This window comes from Nostoc sp. DSM 114167 (assembly GCF_052692655.1).
The window spans coordinates 4,909,953-4,931,206 of the sequence record NZ_CP195116.1 but is presented as its reverse complement, the minus strand read 5'-3'; the positions used below and the strand labels follow the sequence as shown (position 1 = coordinate 4,931,206).

Annotated in this window: 14 protein-coding genes and 1 pseudogene; 6 read left to right on the top strand and 9 right to left on the bottom strand. The window is 41.6% G+C overall.

Annotated features, from left to right (window positions below; translation table 11 throughout):
- The first annotated feature begins 107 nt into the window (after positions 1-107).
- From NSTC731_RS20905 to NSTC731_RS20890, 4 genes are all read left to right on the top strand, one after another.
- Positions 108-1,505, top strand: a complete 1,398-nt coding sequence (locus NSTC731_RS20905) for an IS110 family transposase (RefSeq protein ID WP_445626615.1) — start codon at positions 108-110, stop codon at positions 1,503-1,505.
- Positions 1,502-1,693: a hypothetical protein gene (locus NSTC731_RS20900; protein WP_445626614.1), complete on the top strand. Its 192-nt coding sequence runs from the start codon at positions 1,502-1,504 to the stop codon at positions 1,691-1,693. The genes NSTC731_RS20905 and NSTC731_RS20900 overlap by 4 nt, the downstream gene beginning before the upstream one ends.
- 110 nt (positions 1,694-1,803) lie before the next feature.
- The gene (locus NSTC731_RS20895; protein ID WP_445626613.1) at positions 1,804-3,357 is read left to right on the top strand and encodes a cation:proton antiporter; all 1,554 of its coding nucleotides are present in this window, start codon (positions 1,804-1,806) and stop codon (positions 3,355-3,357) included.
- 412 nt (positions 3,358-3,769) lie between these two features.
- The gene (locus NSTC731_RS20890) at positions 3,770-4,396 is read left to right on the top strand and encodes a pentapeptide repeat-containing protein (RefSeq protein WP_445626612.1); all 627 of its coding nucleotides are present in this window, start codon (positions 3,770-3,772) and stop codon (positions 4,394-4,396) included.
- A 261-nt stretch (positions 4,397-4,657) separates the two neighbouring features.
- On the opposite strand, the gene NSTC731_RS20885 is transcribed toward NSTC731_RS20890, so the two are convergent.
- From NSTC731_RS20885 to infC, 4 genes are all read right to left on the bottom strand, one after another.
- Positions 4,658-5,212 (bottom strand): DUF3124 domain-containing protein, encoded by a 555-nt coding sequence (locus NSTC731_RS20885; RefSeq protein WP_445626611.1) that lies wholly within the window; start codon positions 5,210-5,212, stop codon positions 4,658-4,660.
- A gap of 69 nt (positions 5,213-5,281) precedes the next feature.
- Positions 5,282-5,959: a potassium channel family protein gene (locus NSTC731_RS20880; RefSeq protein ID WP_445626610.1), complete on the bottom strand. Its 678-nt coding sequence runs from the start codon at positions 5,957-5,959 to the stop codon at positions 5,282-5,284.
- Positions 5,960-6,080: 121 nt separating this feature from the next.
- The gene (locus NSTC731_RS20875; RefSeq protein ID WP_445626609.1) at positions 6,081-9,086 is read right to left on the bottom strand and encodes an MFS transporter; all 3,006 of its coding nucleotides are present in this window, start codon (positions 9,084-9,086) and stop codon (positions 6,081-6,083) included.
- 378 nt (positions 9,087-9,464) lie between these two features.
- The gene (gene infC, locus NSTC731_RS20870; RefSeq protein WP_322673183.1) at positions 9,465-9,998 is read right to left on the bottom strand and encodes a translation initiation factor IF-3; all 534 of its coding nucleotides are present in this window, start codon (positions 9,996-9,998) and stop codon (positions 9,465-9,467) included.
- A gap of 697 nt (positions 9,999-10,695) precedes the next feature.
- Here infC and NSTC731_RS20865 point away from each other — a divergent pair.
- Positions 10,696-10,944 (top strand): annotated as a pseudogene (locus tag NSTC731_RS20865) (transposase-like zinc-binding domain-containing protein); the annotation flags it as partial.
- 271 nt (positions 10,945-11,215) lie between these two features.
- On the opposite strand, the gene NSTC731_RS20860 reads toward NSTC731_RS20865, so the two are convergent.
- The 5 genes from NSTC731_RS20860 to NSTC731_RS20840 form a co-directional block, all read right to left on the bottom strand.
- Positions 11,216-15,154, bottom strand: a complete 3,939-nt coding sequence (locus NSTC731_RS20860; RefSeq protein WP_445626608.1) for a TnsD family Tn7-like transposition protein — start codon at positions 15,152-15,154, stop codon at positions 11,216-11,218.
- Positions 15,151-16,770, bottom strand: coding sequence for an ATP-binding protein (locus NSTC731_RS20855; protein ID WP_445626607.1), 1,620 nt, complete (start codon positions 16,768-16,770; stop codon positions 15,151-15,153). Before NSTC731_RS20855 ends, NSTC731_RS20860 begins: the two co-directional genes overlap by 4 nt.
- A 114-nt stretch (positions 16,771-16,884) precedes the next feature.
- Positions 16,885-18,957, bottom strand: a complete 2,073-nt coding sequence (locus tag NSTC731_RS20850; protein ID WP_445626606.1) for a Mu transposase C-terminal domain-containing protein — start codon at positions 18,955-18,957, stop codon at positions 16,885-16,887.
- Positions 18,954-19,799, bottom strand: a complete 846-nt coding sequence (locus NSTC731_RS20845; RefSeq protein ID WP_445626605.1) for a TnsA endonuclease N-terminal domain-containing protein — start codon at positions 19,797-19,799, stop codon at positions 18,954-18,956. The genes NSTC731_RS20850 and NSTC731_RS20845 overlap by 4 nt, the downstream gene beginning before the upstream one ends.
- A gap of 150 nt (positions 19,800-19,949) precedes the next feature.
- Complete coding sequence (locus NSTC731_RS20840; protein WP_445626604.1) at positions 19,950-20,660, bottom strand: hypothetical protein; 711 nt, start codon at positions 20,658-20,660, stop codon at positions 19,950-19,952.
- Between the two features lie 164 nt (positions 20,661-20,824).
- Between NSTC731_RS20840 and NSTC731_RS20835 the strand changes: the two genes are divergently transcribed.
- Positions 20,825-21,205 carry a helix-turn-helix domain-containing protein gene (locus tag NSTC731_RS20835; RefSeq protein ID WP_322669256.1) on the top strand — a complete coding sequence of 127 codons (381 nt, stop codon included), beginning with the start codon at positions 20,825-20,827 and terminating at the stop codon, positions 21,203-21,205.
- Positions 21,206-21,254: the final 49 nt, after the last annotated feature.

Sequence of the window (21,254 nt, the reverse complement as noted above, 5' to 3'; positions counted from 1 at the left end):
GCGCCCCTCTGTTGGTGGGGTGTTAGGGGATTCAAGCGTCAAACTGGGTTTTCAAATCAATTCGTGTGCCACCACGAATACTAAAAATCCCAATTCTCGGCAGAACCATGACAATTAAATCAATTACATCCTTGGGAGTTGATGTTAGCAAGTCGTCAGTCACTTGCCATATTTTAACTCAATACCCAGTAGGAGGTTTAAAGAACTATTGGCAAAAAACTAGAACTAAAGCCTCGAACTTATTCCCTAGTTTTTACTCTAGTCCAAAGCCGAAAAGCAATCAAAAATCAGCTTTTGATTTTGCTGATTATGTGAGAAATAATAATCCTGATGTCGCCATTTTGGAGCCAACAGGCAATCATTATTCACGTCTTTGGGCACAAATTCTAGAAAGCTTAGAAATTAAGATCCTCTGGGTTGGACACGTTGAACTCAAGCGTTATCGCGGTGGTAAAAACCTACCCAATAAATCCGATGCCGCCGATGCCTTAGCGATGGCAGCATACGCCTTAGACCAAGAGAATTATTTAGAAACTGGAGAACTCAACGGGCGTCAGTTTCTAATGCACCGTCCCGAACCGATTGATGAACTGCGCTCCTTGGTACAGCAACTCGAACACCTTAACCGCGTTCAGTCACCGATAGTTAACTACACCCGCCAGGCCCTGGCGTGGCAATTTCCAGAAAAAGCTCACAGTAAAACTGAGAGTACCAAAGTAGGAAATGTACCGCCCCTGTGGGGTTGGTTAGCACAGCGTCAGCTAGAAGTACATCCACCAACTTATAAATCCATAACCAAAATATACCAGCAATCAATAGCGGTAAAACTTGGACTAGAAATAGATCCAATTGTCCGACTTCATGCTGATTGGTTATGCGACATTGACTTAGAGGAGCAACGCTTGGAAGCTTTGCTGTCGCCTTTGGTCAACCACGAACAATTCAAAACTTATAACCACGTCTTTGACCAGTTCAATTTTGGCCTGAGAATTCGGTCCCGGCTGCTCAGTCGAATTTATCCATTTGAAGCGTTTTTGACCAACGGCAAACAGTTAATTGAGCGAGAGGTCAGGGAAGTAAAGAAAAAGGAGGTCAGCCGCGAACATGGTAAATCTGTAGTCAAGTTTCTCCCCGGTGACGTGAAGCGGGTTAAACGCAACCGCAGCCGCGACGGCTTTAAACTCAGGCTAGGTATGGGTACTGTCTTGGAACAGTCTGGCGATAAGCTCGTTGAAAAAGGTAGTGGTAGCGCCTTGTGCCGAATGAATTTTTGGCAGTATGTGATTACCAAAATCGAAATCAACGGTCGATTGCCCAATAATCCCATTGGTGAGGAAATTGAACTTTATAAAGAAACCCTCAAAAGTAAGGTTGATGCCTCCGGTAAGCAGTTGCTTAATGGTAAGCACTTGCAGGCAAAGTTAGGTTCTAAGGTTGCCAATATGTTGTTTCGGGAGTTATCGAGAGCAATGGCGCAGGCAACACCAGGAGCAAACGCAAAATGAGCGAACAAAATTATGCATTTTACGATCCTGACGATGACGAGTACGACAATCAAGGGAACTTAGATTTTTACGGTGAGTGCCCTAACTGCGCTGATGGTCAAATGTTTATAGACCCAGAAAAGGTTGAAGAACAAATTGCTTTTTGCATTGAGTGCGGGTACGTGAAGGATTTGCAAGAAATTCATTAAGTGATTAAACCCCTACATTAACTGTAGGGGTTTTAAAATCCCTCAATAGTTTAGAGTGAATGAAGAGAGAATCTATCAGTCAAGTCAAACTAACTCTCTAAAACGCAATAGTGGATGTTACCGAATTAGTCAAAGTTTCAATTATTCTCTTGGTTGTGGCTACAGGAGTAGCTTTGCTGTCTCGAAGGTTGGGAATCCCTTATGTTACTGGTTTAGTATTAGCAGGTTTGCCCATCACTGAGTTATTGTCTCGTCGGATTGGTTTAAATCCAACCCTTGTTTTGGATCTTTTCTTACCAATTCTGATCTTTGAAGCTGGTATTAATACAGATGTCAGCCGCTTACGCAGTACCTTTAAACCAATTGCTTTACTAGCTGGCCCAGGGGCTGTGATTTCCAGTGTGATTATTGCCGTCCTGTTGAAATTTGGGCTGGGACTGAGTTGGATACCTGCGTTATTTGTCGGAGTAATTCTGGCAAACACTGATACTGTTTCCATGATTGCTGTATTTAAGGAGATACCAGTGCCCTCGCGGCTTTCCACCATTGTTGAAGGAGAAACTTTATTCAATGACGCTGCTGCCCTAGTTTCCTTCAACTTGATCGTGCAAGTATATTCAACAGGCTCACTCACATTTATCGAGGGAATCCAACAGCTGCTATTTATCTCTCTAGGAGGCTGCGTTGTCGGGTTAGTCTTGGGCTACTTGAGTATACCTGTATTCGCCCGTTTAGATGATGCCCTTGGTAGTCTTTTGCTGACAGTCGCAGTTGCATTAGGAACTTTTCAGGCTGGGCAATTTCTTGGTGTATCAGGCCCTGTGGCTGTAGTTGTTGCTGGATTGATTTTCGGGAATTTTGGGCTTTCTCGCAATACTTCTGCTTCTAGCCGCATCACCTTGTTGAGTTTTTGGGAATATGCCAGTTTTACTGTCAACACCTTTATTTTTCTGTTGATTGGTGTAGAAATAAATTTGGTAACGCTTTGGAAAACTTTACCTGCAATTCTACTTGCAGTTTTGGCTTATCAAGTCGGGCGAGTTCTTACAGTTTATCCGCTACTAGCATTAGTTCGTTGGATTGACCGCCCAATTCCGCTGCGCTGGCAACATTTACTGTTTTTAGGCAACATCAAAGGTTCACTCTCAATGGCTCTGGCATTGAGTTTACCTACAACACTGCCAGGGCGAGAAGTCCTGATAGCTATAGTCTTCGGCTGTGTGCTGGTGTCGTTAGTGGGACAGGGTTTAAGTTTGCCTTGGGTGGTAAAACGTTTAAAATTATCTAAATTTTCCGAAATTCAACAACAAGTTGAAGAGCTGCAAGCCCAATTGATGACGGGTAAAGCAGCACAAGATGAATTAGATAGTCTGTTGAAATCAGGGGTATTACCAAAAGCCGTTTATGAAGAGATGCGTTCAGCTTATCAGGTACGAATTGCCGGTGCAGAAAAAACACTGCGGGAATTATATAATCGTCGCCCTGATGAGGTGGAAGGTAGAAGTGGCAAGAGCAGTAAACTTGAAGCCATTCGCCGCCGTTTACTGCTGGCAGAAAAAGGAGCGCTCAATGAGGCAATGCGGAAGCGAATTCTATCAGAAGAAATTGTGCGTGGACGGATACAAATTCTTGATGAACAATTGTTGAAATTGGAAGACGATTAAATATCAGTAAATCGCAAAGTTTTTTCCAAGAGAGTGAACGTCAAGATTTTGTAAATTGAGATACATTTTTTGCTGAACTATCTGAAATCGGAGGTGAGGAGTAATTACTTTTACTTATATGAAAGCAACTTCTCAAGTGTTCTAACCACATGAAATATAAATACCTTTAACAGTACCAAAAAGTTTTCAGACATCCTCTTAGCTCGACTTTATCCATTTTTTTCACAACGCGATCGCTTAAGCTGAAACCTTTGTAGGACAGTAGTTTTGCTTTTTTAACTTCATCGATAATCTGTGACGTTGAAAAAGTATTTGCCGAAAAGCTAAGGTTTTTGTCGGATAAAGAAAACCGAGTTCTTAATTTTGGATAAAGTCGAGCTTAGAGGATGTTGGTGATTGCGGAGGTGTATAGATGAGAATAACTGTTGAGGAGTTGTTGGAGCAGTATGCTGCTGGGGAAAGAGATTTTACTGGAGTTGACATTTTTCTGGAATTGAGGGAGGAAGGAATGTATGGCATCAATCTGAGTGGAGCTAACTTCAGATATGCCAACTTGCAAAGACTTATTACCTGTAGCCAAGGAATCAATTTGAGTGGCTCTGACTTGAGAGGTGTCAACTTGGAATACGCTCATTTTGAACGAGCCAACTTGAGCGGGGCTGATTTGAGTTACACCAACTTGTGGCGAGCTTGTTTTGACAACGCCAATTTGAGTAGAGCCGATTTGAGTGGCGGCACCTTGGATGAGGTTATTTTCTTCAAAGCTAATTTGAGGGAAGCTAATTTGAGCGGTGCTAGCTTGAGCCAAACTTGTTTCCTTTGTGCTGATTTGACTGAAGTTAACTTCAGTTTTGCCAGGTTTTATCAGACCGACTTCTCCGAAGCTAATTTGACTAGAGTTAACTTCAGAGGAACTCAGTTGGAAATCATCGATAATATCGAAAGTCTTGTACTTTGTGAAAGAGTTGTTTTCAAAGATACTCTTTTCAAAGATACCATCATGCCAGACGGTACTATCAGAACTAAATATATTGACTGAGAAAGCTATCAATTCTGTGTCGCCTAGAAGATATGTAAATAATTAATATTGAATGCTCAAATTAAGAAAATTCAGGACAAAGTTTCTTACTTTAATTGCTGTAAACGAGCAATGTCAAGAGGAATATATTCCCATGCGGAGCATAGGAACGAGGAATTAACTTGATTAGGAATTACGTTAACGTCCCGTAAAGCGAGTCCGCGTACTCTGTAAGAGTTGCAAGCTACACTTTTAGCGTCTGGTAGAGAGCGTGATTACGAATTATTTTAAAAGCGATCGCTTATCGTTATTTTGACTTTTAATTACCCTACTAGGACTGATAAAAGAAATTCCTTGCTGAAAGTCAGTGCCAATCATGACTGCTTCTACTATCGGTTCGGATAGTTCTGTTTGCGCTACCCACTCGACAATGAAGTTTGCGCCTAAACCTCCACTAGTGTCATTTCTATTGATAAAAAAATCTGTCGAAGCTAGCGCATCAAGTTGAATAGGGCGCTCTAAATACTGTTTAACTAGTTTCCCTTCTGAGTTGTAGTAGCGCACAGAAGTAATAATAATCGGATTGGTCAAATCTGTATTCCGAATACTAAGCGTAACTGCTAACTCAAAAATCTCTTGGCGATTGTGATGATAGATATGAGAGTAGACTGGAACATAAAGAGTTTGACCGCTTGCTATCTTAAAATTCTTATCCAGGGTCACTGTTTTTTGCAATGGGGTTGCTGGAATGGCATTGGGTTGTGACTTGGGTGTTGATTGACAAGATACAAGAAAAATAACAGCGATCGCTAAATAAATATATCTATACAGCTTCATCAAAATTCACCAATTTTTTTATATGTGTAGCTAACCCTACCTAATAAACAGTTTAGGTAGGAACTGCGCTCAACATTTTTGTTCAATAAAATCAATGACTTGATGTAAGCATCTTGGTTTAGTCACAATCAGCACAGTTGAATGAGGTTCCAGTATTGTACTGCCGTTAGGAATGATTAAATCTTCGTGGGGATGGGATTGATAGCCAATAATTAGCGAACCAGTAGGGAATTGGGAATCTTGAGCAATTTCGGCAACGCTACGACCGGCAACATAGCAATTGTTGGGGATGGAAAGTTTCAGAACCTCAATCTGTCCCTGCTCAAAATGCATCATTGATTCCACTTGGGGATATTCAATGGCGTTTACCATTGTTGAAACTGATAGTTCAACAGTACTGATAATATGGTTGGCTCCAGCTATCCGTAGTGGTTCGGCAAAATCTGGGTGGCGCATCCGACTCAAAATATGGGTGACGCCGTAGTGTTTCGCAAGAGTTACCATTGCTAAGTTTAAGGCATCACTTCTCAAAACTGCTGCCAAGGAACCAGCTTTGCGAATCCCCGCTTCTAACAATACTTCTGTACTTACAGCACTGCCTTCAAAAGCCATTGCTCCTACTTGTTCGCGGGCATAGCGGCAAGCGATAGGGTCAATGTCAATTACGGCAACAGTATGTCCTAGTTCTACCAGTTTTTGCGCTAAACTTAGCCCCACTAAGCCTGCTCCACCAATCAGTACGTACATGATTCCTGATATTCTTTGAATTTTTACTTCAGTTTACAGGTTAACAAATTGTCATTTGTCATTTGTCATTTGTCATTAGTTATTGGGCATTAATTCTACTTCTACAGCGATTGGAGGTTTTTTAATTGTAATTTTTGAATTGATATTTTTCGAGTAACTCTTTAACTTGAGCGGACACTAAAGGATGTGGATCTTTTTGTAACTGGGGGAGGATTTGCTGGAGAACGCGATATGAAACCATATTTAAATATGCGATCGCAGCTTCTCTGACAAAGCCGGTGGGATGACGCAAACTCATTAGTATCTCAGAACTGGTCAGTCTAATGCGTGTCACTTGAGCATAATGAAAACAACAAGCTAGACACCAATCAGAAAGAAAATTACCTAACATCAGCAATCTGTGGAGGCGATCGCTAACTATCATGTTCTCATATTCTACGATCTTGGCTTCGACAAGATATTGCAATTTTTCTGTTTGTGGTCGGTTGTCTAAAATATTCAGCAATAAAGATTTTGAAGGCAAAGTTATGGTATGCTCTAAGATTTCTAACCCCCGCGCTAAGTTTACCACTGAGAGCGATCGCAGATTGAAGGATGCTGCTTGCATCTTTTCTGGCGAGTAAAGCAGTTTCAGTAAGAGTAGCAGCCGCTCTTTGACATCTAATTCCAATTCTAGAAGGGCGCGTTGCAATAATTCCGAGACAATCACAATCCTTTGATTGGATTGATAATTTTCTTTTTGGTCTAGTGTTTGGAAGTCAATGTATGCGGCGTAAATTTCACCTAAAAATTTTAATTCCTGCTTAATTAAATTTTCTACCCGACTTTCATAAAATCGATCTACTAAACCTTTAATTCCTGGTTGTTTGTGGATTTTTAGTAAGCTGCGGAGAATATGATCTCTAGTAGTACCCCAGGAGATTTCCAAGTTTTCCCATAAAGTCTCCAATGCTTGCTGGGTACCGACTTGAGCAATGGTACGCCAAGCATACATCCGCACTACTTCTGGTTTGTAAATATTGGTTGCCAACCGCAACAGCATTTCTAAAGCTTCATTTTCCAGTCGCACTAGGGCTGACATGGCTGTACTGCGGGTTGATTTGTAATAAAGTGCTGCAATCAGTGCCGAATAATACTCTTCTAAATGAGTGGCTGAAATCATTTCTAATACGGCACAGCGCACCCGTAACGACTCATCTTGTAATAAATTCGGGATATGAATCCGCAACGCCTGCAAATAAACTGCTTCTCTGAGCGCTCTGACTCCATTCACCCGTTCCCGTTCTTGCTTATGAGTCAGCATCCGGCGCATGGTTTGAGTAGCTGCTACCTTTTGCATCGGCGTTCCCTGGCGTAAGACTAAAGCGGCGGCGGTGGCGCGGATGAGTGAGTTTTGTCGGGGGTGTAAATATCCTTCTAAGAGGCTTAAATTAGGATTTGGTTCAGCCAGCCAAACGTAGCGCAACGCTAAAGCAAAAACTTCGGGGTTCGTTTCTTGGGATTCTTCTAACAAAGGACGGATGGCAGCTAAATAAACCGGGTTTACGCCTCCCATCAGCATCACTTCCAAACTTTGGCGCTGCAAATCTGGAGTTAACTTCACTAGTAGCGGGGCTAAAACTTCCGCCGCGCCTTGGGAGTCAATTTGGGCTAAAAGTTCAATACAAGAGCGTTTATCAGCCTCAGAGCCTTTTTCTGCTAAAGCTTTGACTACACCCTGTTTGAAAAATCGCAAGCCGACATTGCTTGCACTCAAGTGACCCCGCGCCACACTCAAGACTAACAGTTCCACATAGCGCGATCGCAATTCCCAAACTACTGTTAAACAAGTGCCAGTTATCAGCATGGTTTCTGCTACTAACACCCATTTTTGTAGTGATACGGGTACAAACCGCCCACAAACCAAGATAGTTACAAAAATTAGCGCTCCTGTCAAACCTGTGGCGATCGCTTCAGCAGTTCCGCCAGATAAAGTCTGCATCCGGCTGCGAATTCCCTCTGGAATCGGTTGGTACAGGATGGGGCCGCTACTCATGACAAAGGTGTAGCGCAGAAGTTCATCGCAGAATTTGACAATTATCAAACCCCAGAAAAAGCTTTGCGATTGGATGGCTGGAATTAAATGCAGCAATACCAGCACTCCTGGGAGTGAAAAGCCGACGGTGATTGGTAAAAGCGTTGCAGTGAAAAATACCCCCATCCGTTCGATGAGTCGGCTGGAAAAAAACCACTGCAACAACAACTCACACAGTCCCAACATCCCACCAAAAAGACCCAAAAAGCTCGCAAGTTCTCGGTCGCTCAAATTGGATTGGAGTTCGCGCAGATACTGAAAATCTATTAACAACCCAATAACTTGCAATAGTCCCACAAAAGCAAACAACTGCCAGACGTAGCGCTTCAGTGGACTTTTAATGAAACGCTCTTGTGAAGCTTGTTGTTCAGGAGCTAGTCTTTGTGGGGTTTCAGGAAAAGCTGCTCGATAATGATGAGTTAAATAGAATAGAATTCCCGATCCTAATAAAATCACCATACAGGCGATCAGGATGATCTTATTCAGCGTGGTATATTGCAATAGCCAAGGTAAACTAAAGCCACTGATTACATCTGCTACTAAAAGCCCACTACTCACCAGTGGGTAAGTTCGTTTAATCTCCCGAATATTAAATATTTGATTGGCGACGATGGAGGTGTTGAGGTCATTGACCACATAAAGTGCATCTACCCATAGCCGCAGCAGAAAAGCCGAAATCACTGCCAGATAGGAAAAATGCGATCCCCAACGTAATACAACTAATAAAACTAATGGCATCAACATGCAAGGTGCGATCGCCACAATTACCCGACGTAAGGGAAAAATCTTTTGCAGCCAAGAGTATAAAAAAACCAGTCCGGCACTCATTGCCGCACTAGCAATGTACATCCACGGCAGTAGATGAGTCCCATATTCATCCAAAAACAGCGCCACCGTACTGTCTTCTGCCCACCGCAATCCTACACAGACAATTGTGTAAAAAAGAAACATTATCTGAGTGCGTTCGCTCTCCTCTGGTCGGAGATTCACCCACTGTAGTAGTCGTGGTAAAGCAACTTTATTTGCAGCCAACCAGTGATTTTTCAGTTCCATGCAGTTTTATTTTCTGGTAGTATCACCGCGCATTGGGAAGCGGGGCAGGGGGCAGGGGGCAGGGAGCAGGGAGCAGGGGGCAGGGGACAGGGAGCAGGGAGCAGGGGGCAGGGGACAGGGGGCAGGGAGCAGGGGGACAGGGGGAGAAAAATACTTTTTGTCTTCCTTGTCTTCCTTGTCTCTCATTTCCTGGAAATAGCAACAGTCCTGAGCAACTGAGTATTATGTTTCCCATTCAGTCTTCAGGACTATCGATTTTAGATAAATTTAAATAACCTCAAAACTTTGGGCGCATATTGCATCGGAAAGAAACATCAAAAAATCCCCTGGCCAGAAGTCAGGGGATTTTCAAACTTAGTCTATTAAACAGTTAGAGAATTATTTTTTAGGCGAGATGAGCATCATCATGTTTCGTCCTTCTTTTTTAGGCGCTTGTTGAAGCTCACCAAAAGGCTCTAAATCCGTTGCCATTCGCTTGAGCAAATCTTCTGCTAGGTCGCTGTGTTGAATTTCTCGACCCCGGAACATCACAGTTGCTTTGACTTTATCGCCATCTTTCAAAAAGCGCTCTGCTTGCTTAACACGCACATTGTAGTCGTGTTCTTCTATTTTGTAGCGCATCTTAACTTCTTTGACATCAGCCGTGTGCTGTTTTTTCCGGGCTTCCCGCGCCTTTTTCTCCTGTTCAAACTTGTATTTCCCGTAGTCCATAATCCGACAAACCGGCGGGTCAGCTTTATCGCTGATTAGCACCAAATCTAGCTCTTTTTCTTCTGCTAGTTGTAGTGCTTCTTGTGGGAGCATAATTCCCAGTTGGGCACCGTCAGTGTCAATGACCCGAATTTTCGGGAAGCGAATTCGTTCGTTAATTTGGGGCAGATCGCGAGTTCTTTTCTTCTCAATCACAGCCATTATGATTTGTAGGAGCTCTTAAATGAAGGATTTAGTGTGGTCTAAATTGCTATGCCTCAGAGGCAAAATACAGAAGTAACTCAGGACTGAAAACATAGTCTCCAGTTCTAGGGTAACTAATCTATAAAATAGTTGCCTCGTTGTATTTGTCATTTTACTCAGTCTGAGAGAATTTCTCTGCAATAGTTAATCTAAATTACACAACCTAGACTCATATTAAATATTATTACAATTATTTAGCAAGACTTTTGGCGATCGCGTAACCGCTCACTGTAGGCGATCGCATTGAGCAACATCATCATAACTCGCCCTTAAGCGTTTTCATTAAAGAGTCCAGTCTTGGTGATGGTTGGTGGGCTTTTAGAGAAAGCATTATCTCCCCAACCCCAAATCTTTGATGAAAACCTGTACACAAACAATAAAGTTGGATACTCAGAGTGGCTAAAAGCCCTGATTTTCCGTTTGATATCGAACAGGCTTGAAAAAATAAAGTTGGAAACTCTAATCCAATTTCTCTTCTACCTAGCCTTCGCTGCAAATAATAAAGTTGGAAACTGTCACATAAGTATAAGTACTTGTCTGTGCTAGGCAATTGAGCTTTTGACTGAGAAGATAAAGCGCGATCGCACTCACTCTATATCTATGACTAGAAAATTCCGGCATTGCATAATGGTGGTATGAATTGAGGTGAAACTAGATGGAATGTCCGCTTTGTGGGTCGTTCCATATCCGTAAGAATGGAAAGAAAAGAGGTAAGCAGAATCACATTTGCTGTGATTGCGGCGTGCGTTCCGCTCCGTTTCGCTAACGCCAATTCATTGATCGCCAAGAACCACCCCAAGGATACAGTGATGAAATGAAACGGGAATGCCTGAAAATGTACGTTAATGGTATGGGATTTCGTGGCATCGAACGGGTCAAAGGTGTGCATCACAAGACATTGATTACTCACCCAAGAAATCAAACACCGCCAAAGCGAGGGTAAAGCTCTGGGCAATCTGGGAGTTGCTTACTCTAATTTGGCCAACTATGCCAAAGCCATTGAGTATGGAGAGCAATGGTTAGCGATCGCTAATTCATTTGAACCGAATTCAGGTTATAAGCTAATGAGCATTTAAGTTGTTGCATAACATCAGGGCTGAAGCCCTTACTACGAGCGAATCAGTCTGGAAAAATGAATGACGATTAGCTTATAATCAGGTTTTTTTGTTGAATAATTAAGGGACCAGAAGTGAGCCTAAAGCTTCTAAAGCAGTTGCGATCGCTTCCTTAACCAATGGCAATTCTGTTGTTTTTGGACGCAAACTTGCACGACGCACTAGTTCCCATCTTTGTGGACACAAGTTCTCTTGGCGAAAGCAGTCTGCTGCCCACTGAACTCTTCTCACAGCAAACTCTTCTCTAGTTTCGCTCAGTTCCCTTACCACATTTGCGGTCATTGGTAGTTTATTGAGGAATTTCTTGATCCAAGCACTAGCAGGATAATTGAGGGAATTAGCGATCGTTGTCTGAGTAATCCAAATAATTGGATTGACATTCTCTTTTAAGCGCTGTGTTGCAACTTTAACAGCTTCCATCGTTGTAGCATCTCGGCTAGCCCAATCCACACCCGATAAACCATTTTTAGCTTGGGGTGGTGGCAGATGCTCCTTGAGCCACTCTCTATCATAGTTATACAATTGTGCATAAACTGCTGGTATTTGACTTCGCAGTTGAGTGCGTCCTAGTCTAGGATTATTTGCTATTTTTTCCAACCATAGGTTTCTGTAAGACTCTAGTACTTCTGGGGCAAGGATATGCGGACCTACAAAGCGAGGCTTGAGAGATGCACATAACTCAGTTGCTCTTGCCCTAGAGTTAGGTCGAGGAAAAGTCAGTTTCAGCAAAGCTGCTTGGCGGAGAACAGTTGTGGCTCTAACTCCTAAACGCTTTTCTAGATCATTGAGGGTGAGAGACGATTCCTTCCAAAGAGTTTTCAGGGATTTTTGCCAAATAATTCCGTAAACTTTGACTCTACAAAATTTGAAGCGATCTTCTGGTGATTTATCAGGACCTATCCTGAAGTAAGCAAAACCGCAGGTGCAAGCAAAATTACCCGTTGGTCTGTGAGTCTCCTGGCTGTATGTAATTCGACATTCACTGATTACAGGCTTTTTGAAGTTTTTGCAAACAGGGTTTAGGCAAGGCCAGGGAGCATCACCAAAGGGTTTAGGTGCTTCTTTTAGCTCAAAAAACTCTTTTGCTGTAAATCCCAAGAAATTAATAAGGAGCAGATGGCGTAGTGGATGGTGAACTCTTCTAGGAAAGTGCATAAGCTCACAGAGCCAGTTACCACGACTCTGCTCATTAAGTTGACATTGGAGAATCTCTAAAACTTCAGCAGGATAGTAATTTTTGAAGTTTCTCAAAAATTCCTGAAGCCGAATCCTGCCTGCGTAAGTGACTAACTCTGGATTATTCATTGCTAATGTTCGGTAATTAAGATACAAAGACTCTAAACCAGGAACAGATTGGCAATCATTGAGTAGCCATTCCACTTCACTAGCAATCTTTAACAGAAATTTGTGACAAATATTTGAGAGGTTTATTTGACGGGGATATACGTTAGCAGTTATGCGTTCTGCGGAAATAAATTCATAGAGCCGTCTGCGATTATGGGTCTGTAAACTACTTTGCTCTAGAAACACTTCGTGAGTGGGACAAACTTCGACACCTGACACTTGATGGAGACGATGCCAGTAGGATTCGCCAAACTGCTCTCTATCCTTTTGTATACAGATTGGACAGAAACGAAGATAAGTAGGCATCTGGATGGAGCCAGCGACAATTCCTAAACGCGTATGGATTTTTGAACCATTATCACTGCACATATCCTCGAAAACTAGCTGAAGCCTATCCGGCGGAAGGAAAGGTCTATAAAAGGGCAGCAATGTATAGTTGTCAATCAAATACTCAGCTGTATAACGGTGTCCAGCAGGTAAATTTGCAATAAATTTATCTAGCCGACTTGGTAGATCAAAGATTGCGATCGCGTTTTTAGTTTGGAATAAATCACGAATGGTTGATCTCTGACTAGGGTACAGAACTCGATCGTGAAATCTAGCACAAATGCTGTAAAACAATTCATCTGGATAAGAATCAGGAAAACAACCAAGCATTAAGTCTTCCTCTACCAAATTTTCTGAAATAGAAGCCTCGGAAGGCGGGGTATATGTAGTTATAGAAGTATCTAGAGAATTGCAATATTTCATAGCAGTAACAATTGCGTCCTGCACTTTTGGTACTGTTAAGAATTTTGATCCCTCTAAACCTGCTTTACGCAAGAACTGCCATTGTGTTAGGTATATCCTGTCTTGACGGAAGTGTTCAGCAGCCCAGTAAATTTTACGAATAGTAAAGTCTTCCATTGTCTCAACTACCTCAGCCAGTGCTTTAGTTGTTAACGGTAGCTGATCGATTTGCTTAGTAATTCGTGCTGTTTGACCAAGCTCTTTACCAATTGCTTCTACACTTACCCTTATAGGTTTATCAAGAGAGTTTTTCAGCCTTAAGCCTGAGAGCCTCACTGCATCGGCTAGTTGAATGTCACGGTTTTCCCAATCCAACTTGGGCATTCGCTGCGTTTCTAATTGAGTGGCAGGCAGATTATTCTTTAGCCATTCAAGATCATTTTGATATAACCAACGATGAATACGCTGAAATCTTTGTGCAAAAGCTGACCTTCCCAGCCCAGGATTCTGTTTTATAGCTGACAGCCATTGCTGTCGATAAGACTCCAAAGTCTCTGCTGCCATAGCAATCTGAGAATCCTTCTGCCGAGGCGGCGTTAAAGCTCCTTGAATTAGACGAGCACTTGGTCTAGGGAAGATCAGATTTAAACGGCCAGCTTGACGCTTGATGGTTGTATGATGAACTCCAAGTCGTTGTACAATCTCCACAAGTTTAAGTGTCGAATCATTCCATAGCTTTGTCAAAGCTGTATCCCATACAGGTCCATAGGTCTGTACTTTTATTGTTTGAAGTTTATTCTTGGATGATGAATCATGGTCTGTTCGGGAGTAAACAAATCCACAGAAAGTACAACTAAATATACCTATAGGTTTGCTATTGTTTCCATTAAGTTGTACACGACACTCCTTTATTTTTGCTTTGTTAAAATGGTCACTTGCAGAGTTAAGGCAAGGCCAAGGGCCTTTTCCAAAGGGTTTGTATTCAATAGGCTGGATTTTAAAGAAATCTTCGGCTCTATAGCCGAGAAAGTTCATTACTAGTAAATGACGCAGAGGATGATGTGATATTTGATTTGAGGTTGCAAACCATGATATTGGCCACTGTTTTTTAGTTAGTTTATCAACTTCTGATTGTAATAGTTCTAACAATTTAGGCGAGTAATAACTTTCAAATGCTTTTATAAATTCAGATCCACGCAACCTGCCGCTAAAGGAAGTTAATCCTTGAGTTCTTAAAAGAAAGTAGTATCGCTCATACAAAAGGTCAAAATTAGCACTCAGACACTTTTGATTTAATAACCAAGCAGCATCTTCAGCTATGTTCAATAAAATTTTATGATGTGAGTTTGATATATTCAATTGACGTGGCGATGTTTTATGTATTTCTTGTTCAGCTGAGGTAAATTCATATACTCTTTTTCTATCTTGTGTCCTTACACTACTTGTTTCTAGAAAAACAAGATGAGTAGCGCAAACTTCTACACCAGGCAATTGGTGAACACGATGCCAATAGGATTCTCCAAACTTCTTGCTATCCTGATCTCTGCACAAAGGACAGAATTGCAGCCACTTTGGTGGCTTAATCTCACTATTTAAAATACCTAAAGATCCATGAATTGATGCGTTGTCTGATCCTGCCATAGCGTTCCGAATAGAATTGATCCGCTCATGTGGATGAAATGGAGCATAAAAAGGCAGCAAAGTATGGTTATCGATGAGTTGGTCAACTGTATAGCAATATTGGGGTGGTAAGTTCGCAACAAGATACCCAAGATGAGTAGGGAAATCTATAGGTGCTTTAACAAGAACTCCAAAGAGTTCTCTTCCTACAGAACTGTGAGTTGGATACTTTACTCGATCTTGGAAACGGGCACAGATACTATAGAGCAGTTCATCAGGATAGGGATCTGGAAATAAACCAATCATTTTTCTACTTCCTCCGGCAGGTATTCAGTAGCGGAACAAATGTAATTTTCTTGCTTGAGAGCTTCATAGGCAGCAATTCCTTGTTTTGCACTCAAATTCACAACCTCTACTAAGGCTTTTTTTCCTGTAGTAGTTTTATGACGTTTTCTCTGCCTCTTATTAATCTCACTTTGCAAAGGAGATTGAGTAGTAACATCTGTTACTTCGCCTGCTAACTCTGTCACAGGGGAATCAAAATTAGGATTATCAGGGCTAACTTTAACTTCTTGTTCAACCTCTACCAAGCTTTTCTGAATTATGGGTGAAGAGCTAATTTTGCCAACAACTTTTATACTATTTTGAGCTTCTTGTATGAAAGATGTAATATCGATTGGATGAACATCCTCAAAATTTTGAAGAAATTGGATATCACCATTTTTTAAAGCTAACATAATTGGTTGTGCTAGGCGCAGGCTATCCTTAGCAACTGACCGAATGATGCTCTCAGTAACGGTTTCTTTTCCAGTTGCAATTGCCCGCACTTGCGCCAGCATATAAATTTTGACTGCAAAGTCGGTAATCCCCTGAGTTACTTCATAGAGAGCGTGGCATAGTTCTGGTTTGAGTGGGCAAAGTTTTTTGAGGTATTGATAGCGCCAAAGCGATTCGACAAAGAATTCCCAAACATCATCGTCTGCCATCCTGTCCCAAACAAGATCCCCTTGACCACTACCCCGACGGATTTGACGAAACTCACCACTTAAAATAGTCATGGCTTTATAGGTTCCTACAAGAACAACAGGAATGCCAATAGTATTAATAAGCTGGACAAAAAAGTTGAGCATTTTTTTTGAGCCACCACTTTTAGCTTCGTTCAGATGTTGAATTTCATCGATTACCAACACCCCGATGCAATGTAGCGAAGCTACACGAGCCATGTACGGAATTAACTCATCTACAGTGCGCCTACCTCCTCCTGTATAATTTTTGGAATAGTCTGTTCTTAAAAGGTCATCAACGGCTTGAAAGAAATTTAGACACAGGCCTTTAATCGAACCATCATTAGGACACTCTAGTTTTAGCCATACAATTTGCATGAGTATAAAATCACGATCGCAATAGTGGCCATGAACTATTATTTGCGGATAAAGATCCAATATTGCTTCTACAGATGTGGTCTTACCCACACCGCTAATGCCAATAATTGTGAAGCCTGTAGCCGTTGACCTGAATCGATGATTTTGAGTGACCGTGGTCACTTCAGAACCGAGAACATCTAATTGCTTTTGGAAATTTCTCCAAAAATCAGCTTTTAATGGATTGCGTGCTTGATACCCTGCCCGAATCATGCGTGAAAATCGCTGTTCTAAATCAATATGAATTGGAAGAGGTTCAAAAAATTGCAGTGCATTCTGCACCAAATGTAAACGCAGATGGGATGGCAGTTGGCGTTCTCCCTCGTCATAATTGGGATAATTTGCCAGAAACTGCATAACTTCCTCTTCTGATAGAATTGGGGGTAAGGCCTCTATCAGTGGATTACCACGGTAGCTTGAAATTAGTGGATCACGGTATGAGGCTGGTACAACTGCTCCCTTCCCTACTAACAGTGATGGCGTCAAATTGGTACTAGTCATTTTTCCAGTTCCTCTCTCTTAGCTTGCGTAATTTATCAATTGGCTTGGGTGGAGCTACATAACCTTCGTTCTCTTCTTCGGGTTGAGTATTTAAAGGTATTGGAATTACTTGCCCTAGCTCCTGGGAATTTTCTTTGGCTCCCAATTCCCATGCTCCTGTTTCTCGCTCACTTTCACGCTCTGATTTGCGATTTTCTTTAATATTTTTGGTACGCGATATCGCTTACTTTGGCCAGTGAGCGCTTTTTCAGTCTGTTCTTTGGCTTCACCCACAATCTGGTCTACTTGAGCTTGGAAAGTAGCTTTGGAAGACTGTTGGCGAGTCATAGCAATTTCTTTGCCTTGTTTTTGTAGCTCAAAGTAGTCAACGGTTTCATACCAATTTCGCCCTCTGAATGTTGTCTCAGTCTCAATAAGCTCGCAAGGTTCCAAGTGTCTACTGTCATCAAGGCGCAGATATATGGTATTCAATGAGCGGATATCATAGGCTATTGGAATTTTCCATCTTCCCTTGATTCTTGCCTTTACAAACCATTGCTCACATAGAGCTAGTTGGCAGGTATATAACAATCCTTTATAATAGATACCTTGTGCAGTGACTGAAGCCTCTGCTGTTGGCAGCAGATTTAGTTTGACAATTTCAGATGCCATTTGGCGAAGATGACCAACTCGGTTTCTGATGCCCCAATTCCAAAGGTCTAGTGGGTAAGGGTCAACATAATCTTGGATCATGAACTCGTCCATTCGATACCATTGCATCCTGTGGTCTTTGTTATGGTCAAGGACGCAGTAAATCATCAGCTTGCGGAATTGGTTAAGGTCTAGAACTGCATCAAGCCTATAGTCCTTGTCACCTCTTTCTCGTTTTTGGTAAACAGCTCCAGGCATCCAGTGAATCATTTTGTCATTGCTTAAGCGAAAGTTTCGCTCAACAATTGCTTTCCAATCAGCTCGGTAGGGAGGTGTGTTGGATATCCCAATGTCAAGAGCATTGACCAAATTGTCAGCGTTGTATCCTTCTAATTCACCTCGGTCTGCTAGAATTTTTTCAGGAAGGTGATGACTTGGCCAATCTGCTTGATCAATTTGAATTCCATACTCTTGGCAAAAAGCTACTTTATCCTTCGTAGCATTTTCAAGAGCTAACATTGCACCTAACCAACTTGGACCTTCTAAACTGACACTAAATCCTGTAATGAGTCGGCTAAAGGTATCGATAATAAAGTAAATTACAGGGCGACCAATAATACGATTTCGGTCTAGAGAACTAACTAGATAAATATCGCCGATAGTGGCATCAATTTGGTAGACTGACCCTGGTCCATAAGCCATTTGGGTTGAACTTCCAAGTATAGCCCGATAAGATAAATTAAATCGACGCTGACCTTCACGAGAAATTTTTTCCCTACTAATATCACGCTCTTTGTCATACCAATAGCGGAACTGAGCAAATGTAGGTAGTTCGCTAGCAGGTGGTAATACAGGCACTAATACTTTATCTCGAATTTCATAACCCTTATGAAAAAACTTTTTTAAGGTCTCGTCAAAGGCATTATTCAAAGTTATTCCCTGTTGCTTTTCATAAAATAATTTGATTCCACACTGAAAGCTGTGTCTTATTTCATCATCTACATTGACCCCTAGTGGTATATTTGTTACTTTTGAGAGCTTACTTGGGCGACCACGCTTACAATTAGAAGGTTTTTTTTCTTGCCCTTTTGCCCCACATCTATCAAACAAAGGAAGAAGGGTATTTTTTGCTTGTCCTCCCTGCCAGTAACGCCGCAAGTAATGATAAATAGTCTTTTTTATGCAACCTGTTCGTTTGACTGTATCCCTTATCAATTGACCACGAGTACGGGCATCAAAGATTAACTCTATTTCACCCTCAACTAGTGGGGCAATGACATTCCATGCATGGTCTCTATGCTGACGGTGATTCTCTGAAATAGCACTTTCGGGACGAAGTAACCCTGAATATGGATCAACTTCAAGGATACACATCTTCTTGGATATAATTGCTGTCTCCACCTCTTTGAATTTTTGCCATTTTGGGAGCGCTTTTGAGTTGTTAATCTCTATGGTCACCATGTCTTGACCAGACGGGTCAATCCACAGTACACGCTCAATTTTGTTTTCAGCCTCAGCGTTTTGCCATTCCAGCAGCATATTGACGAGAAGACTCATCCTACACCCTCTAATCCTTGATGTGATTGCTCTAACAGATTGGCCAGAAGAACTAAAGGCTCACTGGGTTGAATTGGTTTATTCATGTCAATCAACCACTTGCGGTTGGCAAGAAGATGACGAGCCACAGTAAGACAGATACCTGGTGATAGACCAAGTTTGTCATCACAATCAGCAGCTATTCTTGCTAATGATTGATTGTGTTTGACTATTCTCAGAGTTAGAGCTGTTTCAATTCGACGAATTTCAGATGCTGAAAGAGGTGATAGATTCTCAACTACCAGATAAGGGTGTAGCCACTCAACATTTCTGACTAATGCTTCAGAAATTTCATTTTCTGTGACGATTTTCCAATCGATACCTCTGGACTGCCAATATTGACGTTCAATGTCTAATTTTTGTAATGTCCTTTCTGACTGCAAATCTTGAGCATATTTGACTGTACGAATTTGCTCTACAACTCCAATTTTCTGGCGAACAGTAACACAAAAGTCAGTTGTCATTACAATTGGCTCTTGAGTTTTTGGGTGTTTCGGATGAGGAATTCCAGACTGTTCAGCGATCGCTAATGTTTCTTCTAAGGGTAGGAGGGGATACTGTTCCCGAATATCACAAACAATAGATGACCATTCCAGCACATAGAAATAGTTAAGTTCTAGGTTGCTGTGTAAATGATGAACTCTTCTGGTTTTCCAACCCTTAATTCTGGTAGCAAGACCTAGTGATGGTACATCTTGAATCAATAACCAGGGTTTGTATTCAGAAGCTATGCCTTGTCCACGACCTTCCTTGATGTACCTGTTGATAACTTCTGGATTTATAATTCTCTTCCGTTTAGCCATTCAATTGCCCTTCAATTAAATAAGTTGTGCTTTTCTTCAGCCTGTACGTCACATACATTGCCTTGTCGCAGTAACGATTAAGCGCTGCACCAAAAGCATTCTGCCTATGTACAAGTTCTGTCTGAAAAGGAAGGCTACTCAATGGCTTCTTCAAAGAGATGCTAAAAAATCTTTAATTTTTTTGAGTTGCTTTTCATCTAGAACTTGTTTGAATTTTTCTGCAACTATCTCCTTTTGTTCTGGCAAGGCAGACATAAGCAATGCTACCAGTTTGATGAAATCCTCCTCTTGAAAGGTTTTTTCAAGCTTCGTTGCTGCCCGAAGAGGATTTACAAAAACTGTTACTTGCTTAGTTCTTAATCCGGCTTGAACCATAGCAGCATTAACAGTTAACTCACCAGCCAGAACTTTAGCGTGTAATTCGGGATTTTTTTTACGAAGCTGGCGAAGTCCAGCTTGTTTGCTGGTGCCACTAGGTCTCTTTATCTTATCATAACTGTGTATATCATCAACAATTATTTCCTCACTATCAATCCTTTGATTTTTTTCAGGTGCTCCCGCTCCTCTCTGCACAGCACGGTCTAGCAAATCTAGAAGTAATGAGTCATGGGAGCACAGTCGCCAGAGTGTTTCAAAAGTTGTCCCTAGTCCTACTGGTGGGGAAGTTTGTATAAAATCAATAAAGGAATCAAATGTTGTAACCTGCTGTGTTTCTGGAATAATTCTTTTCCGCCATAATTCTTCTTCAAGGACTTGCTGAAGTAGTTCTGGCACGTTATTAAGCTCTAAAACTCCTTCAAAAAGTGCTGAATGAAGTAATGTAATGATTTGATTTTCGTCTAAATCCTTTCTTTTGGACATTTGGAATTTTGCTATTTTTATTTTTTGAGGACGCTCTTTTTATCTTCGCAATAGCAAGAAATATACGATCGCTTTGCTAGCTTCTCAATTGCTACCGAAACTACCGTTGACGGCTGAGACCAAAAATGTTTAGTGTTACATAACAAACAACAAGGATTGGAGGGATGAGCAAGTTTGGAGAAACAATCAGGCAACTTCGGGAGGCTCAAAATTTGGGACTTCGGGAGACGGCTACTATGGTCGGTATCTCGCCTGCTTACTTGAGTCGTATTGAGCGGGGTAAGGAGCATCCGCCAAAGCCAGAAGTTATAAAAGCATTAGCAAAAGTTTTAGCTGCTGATCCTGATGTACTATTTCGGCTTTGTCCTTCCACAGACCCAGATGTGGTGACTTTGCTGAAGGAAAGACCAAAGGTATTAGAACTGGTGCGTTTAGTGATGGCTCAGGAACTTTCTGATGAGCAACTTGGTAAAGTTGAGCATTTTATTAAGCGAGATATATTAGGAGAGCCATCCTCGGATACAATACTCGCTGTCTCTGAATAATAAAAGCCCACCTCTCCCTGCGGTAAGTGAGGAGGGGAATGAGGAAAAT

What these genes read in the sequence shown, in the direction of transcription:
- NSTC731_RS20845 (WP_445626605.1), bottom strand. Translation starts at nt 19,799, where the DNA reads ATGGCTAAACGGAAGAGAATTATAAATCCAGAAGTTATCAACAGGTAC.
- NSTC731_RS20850 (WP_445626606.1), bottom strand. Translation starts at nt 18,957, where the DNA reads ATGAGTCTTCTCGTCAATATGCTGCTGGAATGGCAAAACGCTGAGGCT.
- NSTC731_RS20900 (WP_445626614.1), top strand. Translation starts at nt 1,502, where the DNA reads ATGAGCGAACAAAATTATGCATTTTACGATCCTGACGATGACGAGTAC.
- NSTC731_RS20885 (WP_445626611.1), bottom strand. Translation starts at nt 5,212, where the DNA reads ATGAAGCTGTATAGATATATTTATTTAGCGATCGCTGTTATTTTTCTT.
- infC (WP_322673183.1), bottom strand. Translation starts at nt 9,998, where the DNA reads ATGGCTGTGATTGAGAAGAAAAGAACTCGCGATCTGCCCCAAATTAAC.
- NSTC731_RS20875 (WP_445626609.1), bottom strand. Translation starts at nt 9,086, where the DNA reads ATGGAACTGAAAAATCACTGGTTGGCTGCAAATAAAGTTGCTTTACCA.
- NSTC731_RS20840 (WP_445626604.1), bottom strand. Translation starts at nt 20,660, where the DNA reads ATGTCCAAAAGAAAGGATTTAGACGAAAATCAAATCATTACATTACTT.
- NSTC731_RS20905 (WP_445626615.1), top strand. Translation starts at nt 108, where the DNA reads ATGACAATTAAATCAATTACATCCTTGGGAGTTGATGTTAGCAAGTCG.
- NSTC731_RS20890 (WP_445626612.1), top strand. Translation starts at nt 3,770, where the DNA reads ATGAGAATAACTGTTGAGGAGTTGTTGGAGCAGTATGCTGCTGGGGAA.
- NSTC731_RS20835 (WP_322669256.1), top strand. Translation starts at nt 20,825, where the DNA reads ATGAGCAAGTTTGGAGAAACAATCAGGCAACTTCGGGAGGCTCAAAAT.
- NSTC731_RS20855 (WP_445626607.1), bottom strand. Translation starts at nt 16,770, where the DNA reads ATGACTAGTACCAATTTGACGCCATCACTGTTAGTAGGGAAGGGAGCA.
- NSTC731_RS20860 (WP_445626608.1), bottom strand. Translation starts at nt 15,154, where the DNA reads ATGATTGGTTTATTTCCAGATCCCTATCCTGATGAACTGCTCTATAGT.
- NSTC731_RS20880 (WP_445626610.1), bottom strand. Translation starts at nt 5,959, where the DNA reads ATGTACGTACTGATTGGTGGAGCAGGCTTAGTGGGGCTAAGTTTAGCG.